Source organism: Endozoicomonas acroporae (assembly GCF_002864045.1).
In the GTDB taxonomy this organism is placed as follows: domain Bacteria; phylum Pseudomonadota; class Gammaproteobacteria; order Pseudomonadales; family Endozoicomonadaceae; genus Endozoicomonas; species Endozoicomonas acroporae.
Map to the genome: position 1 here is coordinate 40212 of NZ_PJPV01000026.1, position 16561 is coordinate 56772.

The following is a 16561-nucleotide window of genomic DNA, read 5'->3' on the forward strand; positions in this document are numbered from 1 at the left end:
TCTTCGCCAAAGCAACTGATGCCCATGGGCCTGGCCCTGTCATCACTGGTTGCAGATCGCGGCCTGCTGGCTACACTTGTCGGGGTCATCCAGGCCATGTTTACCAGGGAATACACGGTTGGCGTGTCGCAGGTAAAACATTACGGCAACGTCGCACAGCCTGGCTGATAACGTTCATTTATATAACAGTCAGGCACACCGGATACATAATTGAGCAATGATCAAACTATTGAGCTGTCTGGTACCATTTATCGTTATCATCAGCCATGAACTGTCCGCCGATGGCAATCAAACTGACATTGAAAGTCATATTGAAAACCATCTTGAAAGCCATATCGAAAGCATCGACACCTTTTACGGAACCATATCGTTAAAGGCAATGGCAAATGATCAATCCAGGCTACTCTCTTCCCTTCTGGCCCACCCGGCAGTCAACAGGCTGAAACATATCAACCAGTATGGCCCCATACAGATGGTGGACTCACAGGGCAATAACAATGAACCCTACTCCCGTTACGACCATTCTCTGGGTGTCTTCTATTTACTCAACCGTTTCGGTGCTCCCTTCCCGGAACAGATCAGCGGCCTGCTCCATGACCTGCCCCACAGCACCTTCAGCCATGTGTCTGACTACCTGTTTTCTGACAGTTCAGCAGGCAATCCGGACTATCACGATTCACAGTTCACCAACTTTGTGGACAGGCACAGCATTACCCCAATCCTGAACAGACATCATCTGTCGTCTGAAACCGTCCACCCCAAAAAAAACCCCTCGTTTACCCGGCTGGAAAGGCCACTGCCAGACCTTGCTGCTGACCGGCTTGATTATATAGTGCAGGGTGCTGCCAGACGGAAAAAGCTCTCCAGTCAACAGGTCGAAGCCATCCTGGCTGACCTGTTCTTTGACCCGTTATCGCAACACTGGTATTCCAAAAGCCTGGAATCCGCGCGGCTGACCGCCGATGCAAGTATTGAATTGAACCGGCATATTTTTGTTACCGCCTGGGGAAGGGTTCTCTATCTCTGGACAGCCGATGCCCTGAAACAGCTGGTCAGGGCAGGAGAACTCGGGGCCGATGATCTGTTTTTTACCATGGGTGACGATCAGGTCTGGCAGAAAATACACCAAAGCACCTTGCCCGGTGTACGCACATTAGCCGGGCAAATGTTGACCGCCTGGCATAAGGTGCATGAGGTCACCCATCCCGGGGCAAATACTATAACGTTTGAAAATGTCCGCTGTCGTATTGTTGACCCAAGAATGGCAACCATCAGTTCCGGCAATACCGTAACCAGCTGGCTTCGTGTTTCCGATATCGACCCGGCATTCAGGGAGCGTTACCTTACCGAACTCAAGCGATGCCAGCTTTTTTATGCAGAGGTTGAGCCATAATTATGCTTATTCCATACGCTTCTGCTCAGTGATTTCCGTGAACCGCCTGCCCAGCGACCGGGCAGATGCAATCCAGATCGCGAAGAAACAGAGAACAATCACCGCAACATAGGGCGCAATGGCAGACAGTGACCCCAGCATCACCATCAATATCTGCTGGATCAATGAACCCGTGGATTTTCCGGTGGGATTACCAATAATATCCACTGCCGCCTTGCCCTTTACCTTCTGTTCCGGCGTCAGGGGGATATAACTCATCTCCTTGGTGGGGTCGAACAAGGCGTATTTGGTCGATTTACTCAGAATATTCTGAATAGCCCCCAAAATCACCGTCAGCATTAACGGGGCAATCCCCAGGGAGAGTATCAGGCTTTCAGGCAACCAGTCCCGGAACAGGACAAAACAGAAAAACAGAGACCCGGTGACCAATAATATGACCGGCGTACACAGCGCCGCGAATGTCCAGCCGAAATACCGGATCACATTATTGGTGAGAAACAGCATCATAAAAATCGTCACCAACCCGGTGCAGGTTGAAAACAGTCCCATAAACTGGTTGTAATTATTCGGATCCGGAAACTGCATACGAAGCTGATTTTTCCAGGTAACCTCCACCATGTTGATGCACACCCCGTAGCTGATCACCAGCAGGGCGATGCACAGGAGGTACCTGGAATTAATAATCATTTTCAGGCTGTCGCGCAGGGACAGACTCAGTTTTTCATTGGCTGGCTCATGGGCACCCAGCTGATGGTATAAGCTGGGATCACTCAGGACATAACGGTTCATCCACCAGTAAATCAAAATAATCAACGCCCCGCCCAGCGTCAGAACCCCGGTCATCAGATTAAGGGAATACCCCCAGCAATCCACACCTTCGGGCAGGTTCTCCCTGACTCCGGAGGCAACATAGACAAAATAACCTGCCGTGGGCAGCGCCAGATTGCCCATCATGCCAAACAGGGCATAAAACCGTTTTGACTCGGCAATGGTATTGATATGGTTGGCAAATCCCCAGAACAGCATCGACAGGCAGACACTGCCCCACAACTCCGACATGACATAAAACAGGGAGAAGGTCCAATTACGCATCACCGCAATCAACCCCTTGAACCCCGGTGGTAAAACACTTTGCAGATAGTCCGATGTATCATGAAAGTGCAGGGTTCCCCGGTTGGGATAGAGCCAGAGCGCAAAGAAAACAAAGAACAGAATAAATGCAGTAATCACCAGGTAAAAAAGTGTATTCCTTCTGACCAGGTTACTCATGCGCGAATAAATCAGGGTAAACCCGATAGCAAAAGGGACATTAACCCAGAGCTTCAGAAATGGGATAATCTCGGCACCGGAACCGGCACCGGTGACCACCAGGGTATCTTTGGTGTCCCTGAGAATCGTATAGTTAAAAAGAATAAGGTAGAACATCAAAATCATGGGGATTAGCTTTTTCAGCTCATGACTGTGAACCGGCCAGAACCGTTCCCGCCATTTGCTGAACTCAGGATCAGAACTCATTCAGAAACCTCCGAAACAAACAACGTCGCCCCTTTTTTAATACGGCAATACGACCTAACTTAAGCCGAAGAAACAAACACGGAAGTCCACTATCAGTCTGAAAACCTGTTCATGAGCCAGATGCAGCCCATTACCGGGGGGAGGTTGTCAAAGAGAATTGACTCCCTGACCTCTCTGTTCAACCCTGAAACAACAATAGAAAAATAATGGTTATTTCATTTAATTACCAGTTTCAAAAAAAGAACGAAATAAAAAACTTTATAAGTTGTTACATTCGGACAAACAAAACAACAAAACTCTAAATTCAGGAGAAAAAACTACCACTGAATCATCGTTCGCTCTTATAAAAAAATCTCTTATAAAAAAAATCAAAACATAAATAACAAATATTTATCACCACCAGGCGCATTACAGCCTATTTTGATTGGGTAGATATTTATCACTCCGGTTTCTTATCTCAATGAAAACAGGTTATTGCTACTACCGTATTCTTCTTATGTTTTTATGCCTGTTAATGGCAAGTTTGCTGCCATATTCCGGTACTAGCGTCTTTGCAGCGGTTCATCAGGGTGAAACTGACCGGCAGAAGCAAGCGCAACAAAGCAAAAACGGAGAGGTCAGTCGTCTGGTGAACACGCTGAAAACGGCGGTTGCCTGGGGCCTGGTGCCATTAAGTTCAGAAATTGCCCTGAACATCAGCAAAAATTATTTAAAACAGCATAATTACACCTTTCTCCAAACCTTACTGAAAATCCACGGCAGTAATATCCGGCGCTCAACCAGCCAGCATCTGACCGACAATCTCAGCGCCCGGCTGGAGAGCTTCAGTTACAAAACACTGTCGGACGAACATCTGAAAAAGCAGACCGATGATCTGCAAACCGATCTGCTATTCCGTTCTCTGTTTACCTTTTCCATTCTCAGCATGAATGCCCAGAAAGCGAGAAAAACCTATTTCCGTCTGCAGGACATTCTGGACAACATCGCCTCCACCGCCAGACTCGCTTTGACTGATGGCGATTATGACCGGGCCAGTGCCATGATTGCCCTTGCCGTACAGACCATGGTTTACATTCATCCCGAAGCCAGAGCCAGTGACGGGGCTGACAGCATCAGGACCCATTTCAATTACCATATTGACTGGTCCGATATTCCGGAGTTTCGCAACGACATCCAGCGCCATCTCCGGACCATGGATCCACTGGTCCGACGCTCAACATTGATTAACCTGCGTTACTGCGATCTCCTGAACCAGTGGCAGATCAGTTATCAGGACTGCAGCGACTTTGAAAACGGTGCCATAGGGGAACTGGAGGGCATGGCCATCATGTCCGAAAAGGGAACCAGGCCCGGGGTCATCCAGTCCGCCCTCAAGGGGGTTCCTGAGCACTACATCAGAAACGCCATTTTCATTATGGGAGTCTCTGTGCCGGCGGTACTGCTCTATTTCCTGGACAAAAAGAAGACACCAGTCATCTACACCGTGGTGGACCATTTTGCCAGGGTAACCGGTATGGCCACCACCAAAGCAAACATTGAACGGTTCTCCTCCAATACCCGCCGCAGCCTGGAAAACTGGGGGGCCATTGACACCGGCAAAGGCAGTTCGACATCGCCCACCGGGGAATTCGCCAACCATTACTTTAACACCCTGCAAAAAAATGCCACCGCCATTCTGGCTGAACAGCCCAATTTTGCCCGCTCCAATGCCCAGCGCGCCCTGGAGGCCCTGGTGGTCAACCTGGCAGAAGCCTTCAACCTGCAGAGGGTCGATGACGACCAGGCCAGTGCCGGTATGCTGGCCGCAGCGCTGGTTCAGCATTACCGGGAGAACGTTGAAGTTACCAATGATGACAGCCTGATCCGTTCAACCCTGCTGGCCTTCCGGCCACTGTATCATCAGGAACTGATCCCTGAAGTCGTTAGGGCCCTGGAAATGCTGGAACCTGAATACAAAACAAGTTCAAAGGTGAGGCGTTGGTATCAGCAGCAACTGACCACCTGGTTCAGGCTTTCCTCCCCGGATGGTTCAGCACAGGATCTACCAGAATTCCCCGATATACCATGGATCAGCCAGATTCCCCAACTGCCTTCCGGGAAACCACGGCCACGAACCCCGAGCAAATCCTGGTATCAGAGCTACCTTCCGGACAAGGAAACCATATCCACGATCACCATCCAGGGTACTGCCCTGGGCTATTCAATACTGGTGGCCATCCTTGAACCCCTGACTGTCCGGCGGCTAGTGGCTGGCAATCCTCCCTACTGGAACCTGGCGTCTTACTACCTGTTGACCTCCATGTTCGATTTTGGCCTGCGTTCCCTGGGCGAACCGGCCATTGTGCACCTGCAAACGGTGATCAAAAACGGGATTGGCAGCACTACAGGTATTCTGTCGTCAGAGGACAAACAGATCCAGGACGAGCTGGCCAACAAAGTCAATGCCCTTAACCGCAAGCTCAGCATTGAAGCCCAGACCAGCCGCTCATACCGTGCCACACTGGAAGGCCTGCTTACCCGGTACTGGAGCCTGTCCAGTCATCTGCTGGCTCACCCGGAACATTATCCACAGTCCCGGGCGGCTGCCACACTGGCCCTGGCTGCTTATACCCAGCGTTATTTTCACGCCGAATTTACGGAAGACAACCTGGTGATGAAAACCCTGGCAGTAGCACGACTGAAGCCAGCCTTTGAGATACTCAGGAAGCAGGGTGAAATTGAGCACTTTACCCGACAGGTTTTCGCTGCCCTGAAAGCCCTGGATCCGGCATTTGCCAAACAGGACATCAGCAATATCTACCTGAAAATGCTGCAAGGCTGGGGCCTTAAACATGACATACAGACGACAGCCAAATCACAAGATGTGCTGGACACCTGGGCATCTTATGGCGATTACCTGCTGGCCGCCGTGGGATTCTCAACCCAGGCCATGGTGAAAGCACTGGTCCATGACGAAAAAACGGTGGATGTGATCAGCCAGTCGATGGCGCATTTTTTTGTCAATATTTTTGAATATGGTACTACTGACTCATTAAGAAAGAAGATTTACGCCTGGTCCCGGCTGAAGATGCTCAATGTCGTCTCCTTCTACCCGGAGGAAGAGATGATTGGTGTCAATTTTGCCAACCAGGAAATGACCGACTCTTTTCGCCGCCAGAAATTCTATTTTGGCAAACCGGAACTGGATATGCGGACGCAACTGATCCAGATCATTACCTCTATCGCCAACAGTTATTATCAGGCAATCATAGCGATCGATGCTGACCGCCAGATTGATAATGTGATCGATCAGGAAACGCTGGATAATGTGGAAAATCTGGTGACCCTCACCGTTCTCCGGCTGGTTCTGTTTGCGCCGGACCTGGCAGCCGATGACCTGTATATCCTGCAATCGATCAGCATACTTTCCCTGCCCATCAGAGATGAGCTGCTTGCCATGCGTGAGCCAATCATTGCCAAAATAAAAACAGCCCTTGATTCACTGAAGGTTGATGACAAAAGCGTGATAGAAGACTGTAAGAATAAAGCTATATTGATTATCGATAACTGGCTTCAGCCGCCTCTGCAGAGTACCTTCCCGGACATTGCATCTGAATAACACCTTGTTTTGCTGCGGAGCCCCTGCGGTAAACCCGTTTTTTTGTTTGAGCCCCGGTTTTTCCTGACAAGCCACAACGAAAAAACGTAAGTTGTTACCACTTTCCATAAACGGCACTGTTACTAAAAAAATGGTTCACCCAATGTTCACCAGCGATCTGTCTACCGAATCAACTCTCAGCCCCAACATTACCAGACATAGCCTGAATGGCCTGTCCATTCTGAAAATTCAGAGCCGTGAATGTGAGGCGGCAATATCCCTTCACGGGGGCCATCTGCTTCAGTTCAAACCGACCGGGCATCAGGACGTTATCTGGCTCAGTAAGAAAGCAATCTTCTCACAAGGCAAAGCGATACGTGGTGGCATTCCTGTCTGCTGGCCCTGGTTTGGCCCGGTCAGTGCGCCTTCGCACGGGTTTGCCCGAATCAGCCCCTGGCAGTTGCTGGATCACGGGGAAAATGAACAGGCTGTTACCATTCGCCTGAAACTCTGTACCTCCGAACAGACCCGAGAGATCTGGCCCCATGATTTCAGTGCCGTTCTCACCTTTACCCTGGGAGCAACCCTGCGCATAGACCTGGAAATGATCAACACCGGTGAGCGCCCCTGGCAATGGAGTGGTGCTTTGCACAGCTACTTCAATATTGCCGCAACCACCGAAACCTGGATTACCGGTGTCGGCACTTCCTACCTTGATAGCCTGCAAAATGATCTGCCCTGCGACACCTCAGAAGCCCTGATCATCAATCAACCCATTGACCGGATTTATACCGCCCCGGATGCCACCATCGCCATCCATGACCGGGGTAATCAACGCATTATTCATGTTGTTAATGCCGGTCATAACTCCGCCGTTATCTGGAACCCATGGAAAGAAACCAGCAGAAATATGGGTGATATGAATGACGATGGTTATGAGACAATGGTTTGCGTTGAGGCAACCCGCTATGCGAAGGACCAGGCATCGGGTGCATTATTGATGCCCGGTGAAAAAAATATATTGAGCACTGAAATCAGTGTTACTTCTGATAAATAACCATCCGAAAAGTGAAACCTTATTCAGAGTATTTCCCGGATTGAGCGCTATGTGGTTTCCGGCATTACGGTATCGTGGGAACCGGTAGGCGATCAGGAGTCAGGGCAACGACCCACCGATAATAATTCTGCTTTTTTTGCATTAGCTGCTGACTCTCCTATTTTCTTTGCTTCTTTTTCACTAAAGCCTTTTTTTAGGGCTGATCTACAGGCGTTTGACTTGGCATTTGCTACGGCCCTGACCACCTTGCCTTTAGCGGATGCTGCGTATTTGGCATCGTATTTGGCTTTAGCTGCCTTGCCTTGCCTGGATGAGGTGCGTTTGGCTCTGGCCGCCTTGCCTTTAGCGGATGCGGCGTATTTATAAACGGAGTATGCGCTGACCGCCTTGCCTTTCTCGGATGCGGCGTATTTGGCTCTGGTCTCCTTGCCTTTCTTGGATGCGGCATATCTGGCATTGCATCTTCGCTTGGCCGCCTTACCTTTCTCGGATGCGGCGTATTTGGCTCTGGACGCCCGTCTTTTCCACGACTCATTGTAAGCCTTCTCGAAAGCCTTGCCTCTCTCGGACTCACGCCAAGCCTTCTGGAAAGCCCTTCTTCTTTCTCGCACAAGGGCAGCCTTCTTTTCATCGGTTTGCTGGTGAGCTACTGAGAGCGTGAGGGGCATAGGTTCAACAGAACCGGATGATTCAGGCACGTTAAACTCAGTAGTTTCCGCCATAACCTGCTCATGTGTGTCTTTAATTAAAGGATCGAATATAGTAACCGGACGTGATGATGACTGAGAAAAATTCAACAATGAATTTATCAGGGGTAATTTCCGGACTATTGGCTGAACGTTTGTCAAGGTTAAACCTGTGAATACAAAGTCATCATCAACAGGTTCACGGGAAAAATCACAAGATAAAATTTGGTCCAGGTCTTCCGGAGACAGTTGAGGTAACACTGACTCATTTTCAGGGGATGGTAATTGAGAAATTGAAAAATTATCAAGCGGACGCAGAGAAGATGACATGCCCTGATTCATCATACCCTGCCTTAAATATCCATAATGTAATAAATGGGGTGTCTGGATAGAACAGCCCGTCACACCTGGACTTGAACTGGGAATGCCAGAGGGCACTAAAGGTGATTCTGAAGGCTTCTGTAAACAGGAAGAAACAGAAAAAAAATTTGAGCCAGCGTTACATCTGTTCATTGGATTACTGAATTATTGAATTACCGCTTGAGACCGCTCCTGGATTATAAAAGTTCCTATTTGACCCCAAAAGTAGATTCAGGGTCAGTGATTTAAAATTAACCATGAATCAATATCCATTAAATAACTCTTTGAAAACAGGGTCTTATTGATGTAAAAACACTCTATACATAAAACTTAAGCCGCCTTCTCCTGCAAGATATTTCATAAGCATTTACTATGACCACAAACAACAACGTCAGCAATCTCTTTCAGGATATTTCCCGGATTGAGTGCTATGTGATTTCCGGCATTATAGGTATCCTGGAAACCTGCAGGCGATCAGCGGTGTGGACAAAGACCCATTGATAATAATTCTGTTTTTTTTGCATTTGCTGCTGACTCTCCTTTTTTCCTCGCTTCTTTTTCACTAAAGCCTTTTTTTAGCGCTACTCTATAGGCGTTTGACTTGGCATTTGATATGGCCCTGGTCACCTTGCCTTTAACAGTTGCGATGTATTTGGCATCGTTTTTGGCTCTGACCGCCTTGCCTATATCGGATGCGAAGTATTTGGCTCTGATCGCCTTGCCTTTATCGGATGCGAGGTATTTGGCTCTGGTCGCCTTGCCTTTATCGGATGCGAGGTATTTGGCTCTGACCGCCTTGCCTTTATCGGATGCAAAGTATTTGGCCCTGGTCGCCTTGCCTTTATCGGATGCGAGGTATTTGGCTCTGGTCGCCTTGCCTTTAACAGTTGCGGCGTATTTGGCATCTTTTTTGGCTCTGGCCGCCCGGCCTTTCCCGCACTCACAGTAAGCCTTCTGGGCAGCCCTTCCTTTCTCAGTCTCACGGTAAGTCTTCTTGGCAGACCTTCTTTTCCCTGGCGCAAAAGAAGCCTTCATTTCATCGGTCTGCTGGTGAGCTACTGAGAGCGTGAGAGGCTGAGGTTCAACAGAACCGGACGATTCAGGCGCGTTAAACTCAGTGGTTTTCGTTGTAATTTGCTCATGTGTGTCCTTAATTAAAGGATCAATCATAGCAACGGGACGTGATGATGGCTGAGAAAAACTCAACAATGAATTGCTCAGGGAAAATTTTTGAACTATTGGCTGAACGTTTGTCAAGGTTAAATCTGTGAATGCAAAGTCGTCATAAACAGGTTCACGGAAAAAATCACAAGATAAAACCTGGTCAAGGTCTTCCAGATCCAGAAAAAGTTTAGGTAACACTGACTCATTTTCAGGGGATGGTAATAGAGAAATTGAAAAATCATCAAGCGAGCGAAGAGAAGATGGCATGCCCTGATTCATCGTACCCTCCCTTAAATATTCATAATGTAATGAATGACCTGTCTGGATAGAACAGCCCGTCACACCTGGCCTTGAACTGGAAGAGCCAGAGGGTACTGAAGGTGATTCTGAAGGCTTCTGTAAACAGGAAGAAGCAGAAAAGAAGTTTGAACCAGCGTTACATCTGTCCATTGGATTATTGCATTATAGAATTATTGAATTACCGCTTGAGACTGTTCCTGGATGATAAAAGTTCCTCTTTGACCCCAAAAGTAGATTCAGGGTCAGCGATTTATAAAAAACAGATGACCAACTACCAAAATAAGCTCTCATTATGAAATAAACTTCTACAGGAGTTAAATATATGAACCCTATAATTGAGCTTGCATCCTGCACAAAAGCTGTAAGTGACATCGCACTACCATACAACCTTATCTTAGAGGCCAGGTTTAAAGGCTATAAGATAAGCGTTGTGCCCAAAGTATCCGACATATCATATATCCGGGAATATTTTCATTCCAAAAATCTAAAAGTCTCACCTATTAAAGGTGCGAAGAAAGCATTAAAAAAAATAGATACAGCTAAAAATTTCAACAAAAGAGTTATTGAACTTATTGAAATCAGGACTGCTACTACAGCCGCTTATCTGTCATTTAAACTTAATCATGAATCAATATCTATTGAAATTTTATCGGTACAAAAATCCTATCAAGGTAATGGACTTGGAAAGTTGTTGATGAAATCCATTATTGAAGTTGCTGCGTCCAGGAAAGTCCCTGACATAGTCTTGAATAGTGACAACGATGCAATTTCATTTTATGAGAAATTTGGCTTTGAAAAAGTTAAAACAGGAGAATCAGAACCACTGATGAAATTAGCAACGCCTGTGCGAAATTATTTACGGCAAAAGAGCCTGGAACACTATCATCTGATCTGCCTGGATAAGCAGTTATTATCACTAATTCCATATAAAAAGGTTTAAGAAAACCGACACTGGATCTTCTTACACCTCATACTGCGCCAGATCGGACTTTGATCCCAACTGCCAGAATAACCGTCATAATGCACATTTCTTTGTGCATCATGGGAATGTACTTTTTTATACCGCTGCCGCTGCCAGTATCATCTCTACTGCACTGTCCGACATGGCATCAATGGAGTTTCTATCCAGGTAAATACCATCATTCAATAAGCGACTCATACCGTGCAACATGCTCCAGCTCACCTGGGCAAGGCGCAGGCCATCAATATCTTTTGAAAACTTACCCTTGCCCTGCCAGCTGCGGATCAGATCAACATAGTGCTGAAAGCAGGCAAAAGAGGCCGCTCTCAGACTCTCTGTTGGTTCACCATTTTTCCAGACCGGACGACCGAACATCAGGTCATACTCCTCAGGATACTTCCAGGAAAGATCCAGATAGGCATGGACAAAAGCCTTTAACCAGCCATTCATGTCCCCTGACTGCTCATGCATCTGTTGTGCAAAGTGTGCCTGCCACTTCTCAAACCCCTGCTCGGCGATGGCACAGAGCAGCGCATTCTTATCTTTAAAATGATGATAAGCCGCCGTTCTGGAGACCCCTACCCGCTCCGCCAGCGCGCGCATGGAAATGCCATCCACCCCCTGCTCCCCGATCATACGGGTTGCCTCTTCAAGCAGCTCCTGGTGAAGGTTACCGTGGTGGTAGGATTTTCTGCCAGTCATATGTCGTTTAATGCCCGTGCGCTGTCTGATACAAAATGGTGCAGTCCAGAGACAATACAAATTATCTTGACAGTGTCAAATTACCATTTTATCTTGACAGCGTCTAGATGAGGCGTCGAATCACAAAAAGGATTATAAAAATGACTACCCCCTACCCACATCTTCTGGCACCGCTGGATCTGGGTTTCACTACACTGAAAAATCGGGTTTTGATGGGCTCCATGCATACCGGCCTGGAAGAACGGCCCAACGGTTTTGAACGACTGGCGGCTTATTTTGCCGAACGCGCAGCCGGCGGTGTGGGACTCATTGTGACCGGCGGTATTGCACCGAACCAGGAGAGCGGGGGCATGCCGGGTGCTGCCACCATGGAAACCATGGATGATGTAAAGCACCACCAGTTGGTGACAGACGCCGTGCATAAGGCTGGCGGAAAAATCTGTATGCAGATCCTGCATACCGGCCGTTATGCCTACCACCCAAAATGCATTGCTCCCAGTGCCATTCAGGCACCCATCAATCCTTTCAAACCTAAAGAACTGACCTCCGAAGAGGTGGATGAGCAGATCGAGAGCTTTGTCCACTCTGCGGCCCTGGCAAAAGAGGCAGGCTATGATGGCGTAGAAATCATGGGGTCTGAAGGGTACTTCATCAACCAGTTCATTGCTAATCGTACCAATCAGCGACAGGACGAATGGGGTGGAGGATACCGTCAGCGCATTCGCCTGCCGGTAGCCATGGTGAGACAGACCCGGGAAAGAGTAGGCCCGGACTTCATCATTATTTACCGCCTCTCCATGCTGGATCTGGTTGAAGGCGGCAGTAGCTGGGATGAAATTGTTGAACTGGCCAAAGAGATTGAGCAGGCGGGTGCCACCATTCTTAATACCGGCATTGGCTGGCACGAGGCCCGTGTCCCCACCATCGCGACAATGGTGCCAAGAGCGGCCTTTACCTGGGTAACGGCAAAAATTCGTAACGAAATCAATATTCCGGTCATCACCTCCAACCGGATCAACATGCCGGAAACCGCAGAAGAAGTTCTGGCCCGTGGTGATGCCGACATGGTGTCCATGGCCCGCCCTATGCTGGCAGATGCCGAATGGGTGAACAAGGCGGCGGAAGCCAGAACCGATGAAATCAATACCTGCATTGGCTGTAACCAGGCCTGTCTTGATCATGTCTTTTATATGAAACCCGTCAGCTGTCTGGTAAACCCCAGAGCATGCCATGAAACCGAGCTGAACTATCTGCCAACCAGTAAACCCAAGAAGCTGGCCGTGGTGGGCGCAGGTCCTGCCGGAATGGCATTTGCCGCCACAGCCGCCTATCGTGGTCACAACGTCACACTGTTTGATGCGGCAGACAAAATTGGTGGACAGTTCAATATCGCGAAAACCGTACCCGGCAAGGAAGAGTTTGAAGAGACCCTGCGCTACTTCAAACGACAGATCGAGTTGACCGGCGTCGAGCTGAAGCTCAACCACAGAGTGACGGCAGAAGAGCTGGAAAACAGTGACTTTGACGAAGTCATCGTCGCCACGGGTATCACCCCCAGAAGTCTGGAGCTGGAAGGTATAGATCACGCCAAGGTATTGAGTTATCTGGATGTGTTCAAGGGAGCACCTGTGGGCAACAAGGTAGCCGTTATCGGCGCTGGCGGTATCGGTTTTGATTTATGCGAACTGATTACCCAGGATGGCCCATCCAGCAGCCTTGATATTCCCGCCTTTATGAAAGAGTGGGGCGTGGATATGACCCTGGAAAATCGCGGTGGCCTGCTGACCGAAAGTGAGCACCCAAAATCCTCCAGAGAAGTCTTTCTGCTGCAGAGGAAAAAGAGCAAGCCCGGTAAAAACCTCGGCAAAACCACCGGCTGGATTCACCGCTCATCACTGGCTAACCGGGGGGTGCGCATGGTACCAGCCTGTGAGTACCATAAGGTGGATGATCAGGGTCTGCACCTGTCCATTGCCGGGGAGCCTCAGGTGCTGGATGTGGATAGCGTGGTTGTCTGCGCAGGCCAGGAGCCCATGCGCGAACTCGCTGATAGCATCAGCGGCAAGACCGTGCACCTGATTGGCGGAGCGGATGTGGCTGCTGAGCTGGATGCCAAGCGGGCAATCAACCAGGGCTGCCGACTGGCCGCTGACATTTGATACTGCCACTTAACCAGTAAAGGGGGCTCGCCCCCCTTTATCATTCCGGCCTCAAGTAAACCTGGCCCGAATTGCATAAATATTGAATGGGTTGTAGTGGGGAGGAACTTCTATAATAAAGAGTGGTCTTAAGCTGTAATTCTTCAATTTGATAATTCAATGGATCACTATAATAAATTACCGCCCTTCCATATTGCGTTTTCCGGACTCAATTTGAATTCGGTTCAACAAACGTACCAGCATGACAAAAATAAACTGCACCCCACCTATCAAGGTATGCCTGTCCAGACACTGAAATATCCTTTTCCTGTTTATGTCAGACCAGAATCAACGGAATCTTCCGAGTTTGGTGAAGCTCTGCCCCTTCCCAATGAAGGGACCTGCACTTCTGGATTGGACAAAACGAGCAAAACCAAACACGCCGCACCCGTTCAAGGCAAGGAAAGCAAAGACAAATGCATCGCAAAAGCTAAGCATAGGGCGGCCCAGGCCAGATACGCCGCATCCAAAAAAGGCCAGGCAAATAGAGCCAGGTACCTTGCATCTGATAATTGCAAGGTGAGCCAGGCCAAATACACCGCATCCAAAAAAGGCAAGGCGGTCAGGGCCATATACAATGCATCCGATCAGGGGAAGGCAAGCAAGGCCAAATACAATGCATCCGAAAAGGGCCTGGCGACCATAGCCAGATACAATGCATCCGATAGTCGCAAGGCGAGCCAGGCCAAATACGAAGCATCCGAAAAGGGCCAGGCGGCCAAGGCCAGAAAACTGGCCAGGTACGCCTTATCCAGGGAAAAAAGGATTTCCCAGTCTATAAAAAATGCAAGATCATAAGTTAGTTTCAGTTAACTAACTGATGACTGGATTGCGAAAGGCTGGGAACTTCTATAAAAAATAGCGGTCTTGAAATATATTTAAATGCTATAATTCCTCAATGCACAGTTCACCAGTCATAAATGATGTTTCTTTTTGTTCGAGCGCTTGCGATTCGACATGGCGGGAAGATTTAACTCTGAGCACGGCTGCACCTTCAATTCATGATCCAAGCATATCTTGTTATTCCGTGAAACAGGTATTTGATAAAACTATTCCTTTATATCTTACTAAGGATACAACATACCAGGTTACATTAACCCCTCAACACTCATTAGCTGAATTTTCCATTTCTCATATTTCACCTGATATCGATGATTTATTCCCTGAATTATCACAGAGCACTATCAATCAATTTTTATTTAATTCTGATGACAACCCTATCAATGATGGATTGATAAATAAAGATTCAAAATCATTGAATCATAGCCAATTATCTCATAATTTAATATTTGCAAAACCACAAACTCCCCTTAACCAATTAACTCATACAGAGGCTTCCAAAAATAAAATTTCAGACATGACCATATATGAAGTCTGGAGAATAAATAATAGAAAGAAATTAAATAGAATATCCGCCAAAAGAAGCCGAGACAATATAGAAAATCATATACAAGAAATGGAATCAAAGCTGAATTTACGACAAATTGCATCAATCAAGTCAATTTGTAGAAAAAACGTTAACAATATCAAAGAACTTGATACAATTAGAGACTATCTTGAGCGCAAGCAGAAAAATAACAAAATAGTAAAAAAATACGGCATTGATAAATTATCTAATTTAATTATTGATACTAAAAGAAGAAAAACCAACTCAATTGATAGAAATGATTTAGATAGATTTAAATTTCTAAAAAAGAAGGCTAGAAATTTATACTCTTCAACAAAATCAAGATTTTTCAAATCTGAATACATAAAAAAATTGGAATCTGCGACTAAAGCCAACCCCACTTACCCCTCTGAATGTCAAAAACCGGACTAAAAAAATCGGCTGATTTCATCCGCTGAACTGATGACCTCATAGATTTAATTGCCAACGACCCGACGGCCAACATTTTTCACAACTGTAAAGTGCTGAATTTTACATTACCATGGTTAATAACTACGCCAAATATCTATTCGAAGTTGATATAAGATCGGATAAATTCTTTTAAGAAAGGAACTTTTATAAAGAGAGAAGGCCAAGGGTTAAAGTTCAATAATTAAATAACTCAATAATTCAATGAATCACTCTAATAACTGCACTCCATTCAACTTTGTTTTTTCTGATTCCTACTCCTGCTTATTGAATTCCACAGAACAAACGTATCAGTTTGATAGCGAACAACAGCCAACACATTTAGGTATGTCTATACAGGCAGTGGCCCCCTTTTTTTCTGTTTACAATTACGATAATCAGTCAGAAAACCAACAAAGTAATGCGTACCCTCTTAACTTATTGCATAAATATAGTATTTCAGCTCTAACACCGACTAATCCAGAAGACTCTTTCGGATCCGATATTTTCGGGACACAACAGCCAGATCTTGATGAATATCTACTCTCGCATTCTGATAATGATGCGATATCGTCCATATTAAATGCCCCATTGACTCAGCAGATCTGTTCATCAGGAAGCAAGACTGAGACCGGGGAGTCAACACCAGCAAGCCTTTCGAATCCAGAATATCAGTTAACTGATCTTCCTGTTGGACTCTCAAACCCACAAAAATATACAACCAGCTGCTGCAGACAACCCACTCAACCTTTACCACAATAAGATCACCTGCGCCGAGCACAACGAGCAAAAAAAAACACCTGGCAATAATCCT

General features: G+C 47.1%; 13 protein-coding genes. 9 read left to right on the forward strand and 4 right to left on the reverse strand.

What is annotated here, in order from left to right:
- Positions 1–18: 18 nt before the first annotated feature.
- Both CX664_RS26205 and CX664_RS04835 read left to right on the forward strand, forming a co-directional pair.
- Entirely contained in the window at positions 19–168 is a 150-nt protein-coding gene (locus tag CX664_RS26205; protein WP_180966375.1) for a hypothetical protein, read from the forward strand.
- Between the two features lie 49 nt (positions 169–217).
- The gene (locus tag CX664_RS04835; protein WP_101745647.1) at positions 218–1393 is read left to right on the forward strand and encodes an HD domain-containing protein; all 1176 of its coding nucleotides are present in this window, start codon (positions 218–220) and stop codon (positions 1391–1393) included.
- A 6-nt stretch (positions 1394–1399) separates the two neighbouring features.
- Here the strand turns inward: CX664_RS04835 and CX664_RS04840 are convergent, their stop codons facing one another.
- Positions 1400–2908 carry an NTP/NDP exchange transporter gene (locus CX664_RS04840; RefSeq protein ID WP_101745648.1) on the reverse strand — a complete coding sequence of 503 codons (1509 nt, stop codon included), beginning with the start codon at positions 2906–2908 and terminating at the stop codon, positions 1400–1402.
- A gap of 460 nt (positions 2909–3368) precedes the next feature.
- On the opposite strand from CX664_RS04840, the gene CX664_RS04845 reads away from it, so the two are divergent.
- On the forward strand, positions 3369–6506 hold the full coding sequence (locus tag CX664_RS04845; RefSeq protein ID WP_145999824.1) for a hypothetical protein: 3138 nt from the start codon (positions 3369–3371) through the stop codon (positions 6504–6506).
- 142 nt (positions 6507–6648) lie between these two features.
- Positions 6649–7542 carry a D-hexose-6-phosphate mutarotase gene (locus CX664_RS04850; RefSeq protein ID WP_101745650.1) on the forward strand — a complete coding sequence of 298 codons (894 nt, stop codon included), beginning with the start codon at positions 6649–6651 and terminating at the stop codon, positions 7540–7542.
- Between the two features lie 92 nt (positions 7543–7634).
- Here CX664_RS04850 and CX664_RS04855 read toward each other — a convergent pair whose 3' ends face one another.
- Together CX664_RS04855 and CX664_RS04860 are read right to left on the reverse strand one after the other, a co-directional pair.
- The gene (locus tag CX664_RS04855) at positions 7635–8264 is read right to left on the reverse strand and encodes a hypothetical protein (protein WP_145999825.1); all 630 of its coding nucleotides are present in this window, start codon (positions 8262–8264) and stop codon (positions 7635–7637) included.
- A 798-nt stretch (positions 8265–9062) separates the two neighbouring features.
- Positions 9063–10031 carry a hypothetical protein gene (locus CX664_RS04860; RefSeq protein ID WP_101745652.1) on the reverse strand — a complete coding sequence of 323 codons (969 nt, stop codon included), beginning with the start codon at positions 10029–10031 and terminating at the stop codon, positions 9063–9065.
- A gap of 343 nt (positions 10032–10374) precedes the next feature.
- Between CX664_RS04860 and CX664_RS04870 the strand changes: the two genes are divergently transcribed.
- On the forward strand, positions 10375–10992 hold the full coding sequence (locus CX664_RS04870; protein WP_101745654.1) for a GNAT family N-acetyltransferase: 618 nt from the start codon (positions 10375–10377) through the stop codon (positions 10990–10992).
- Positions 10993–11109: 117 nt separating this feature from the next.
- Here the strand turns inward: CX664_RS04870 and CX664_RS04875 are convergent, their stop codons facing one another.
- Complete coding sequence (locus CX664_RS04875) at positions 11110–11715, reverse strand: TetR/AcrR family transcriptional regulator (RefSeq protein ID WP_101745655.1); 606 nt, start codon at positions 11713–11715, stop codon at positions 11110–11112.
- Between the two features lie 140 nt (positions 11716–11855).
- On the opposite strand from CX664_RS04875, the gene CX664_RS04880 reads away from it, so the two are divergent.
- The 4 genes from CX664_RS04880 (at position 11856) to CX664_RS25565 (ending at position 16509) form a co-directional block, all read left to right on the forward strand.
- Positions 11856–13874, forward strand: coding sequence for an NADPH-dependent 2,4-dienoyl-CoA reductase (locus CX664_RS04880; RefSeq protein ID WP_101745656.1), 2019 nt, complete (start codon positions 11856–11858; stop codon positions 13872–13874).
- A 159-nt stretch (positions 13875–14033) separates the two neighbouring features.
- Entirely contained in the window at positions 14034–14711 is a 678-nt protein-coding gene (locus CX664_RS04885; RefSeq protein WP_101745657.1) for a hypothetical protein, read from the forward strand.
- Between the two features lie 100 nt (positions 14712–14811).
- On the forward strand, positions 14812–15732 hold the full coding sequence (locus CX664_RS25560; RefSeq protein WP_145999826.1) for a bZIP transcription factor: 921 nt from the start codon (positions 14812–14814) through the stop codon (positions 15730–15732).
- A 240-nt stretch (positions 15733–15972) separates the two neighbouring features.
- Entirely contained in the window at positions 15973–16509 is a 537-nt protein-coding gene (locus CX664_RS25565; protein ID WP_145999827.1) for a hypothetical protein, read from the forward strand.
- Positions 16510–16561 lie beyond the last annotated feature (52 nt).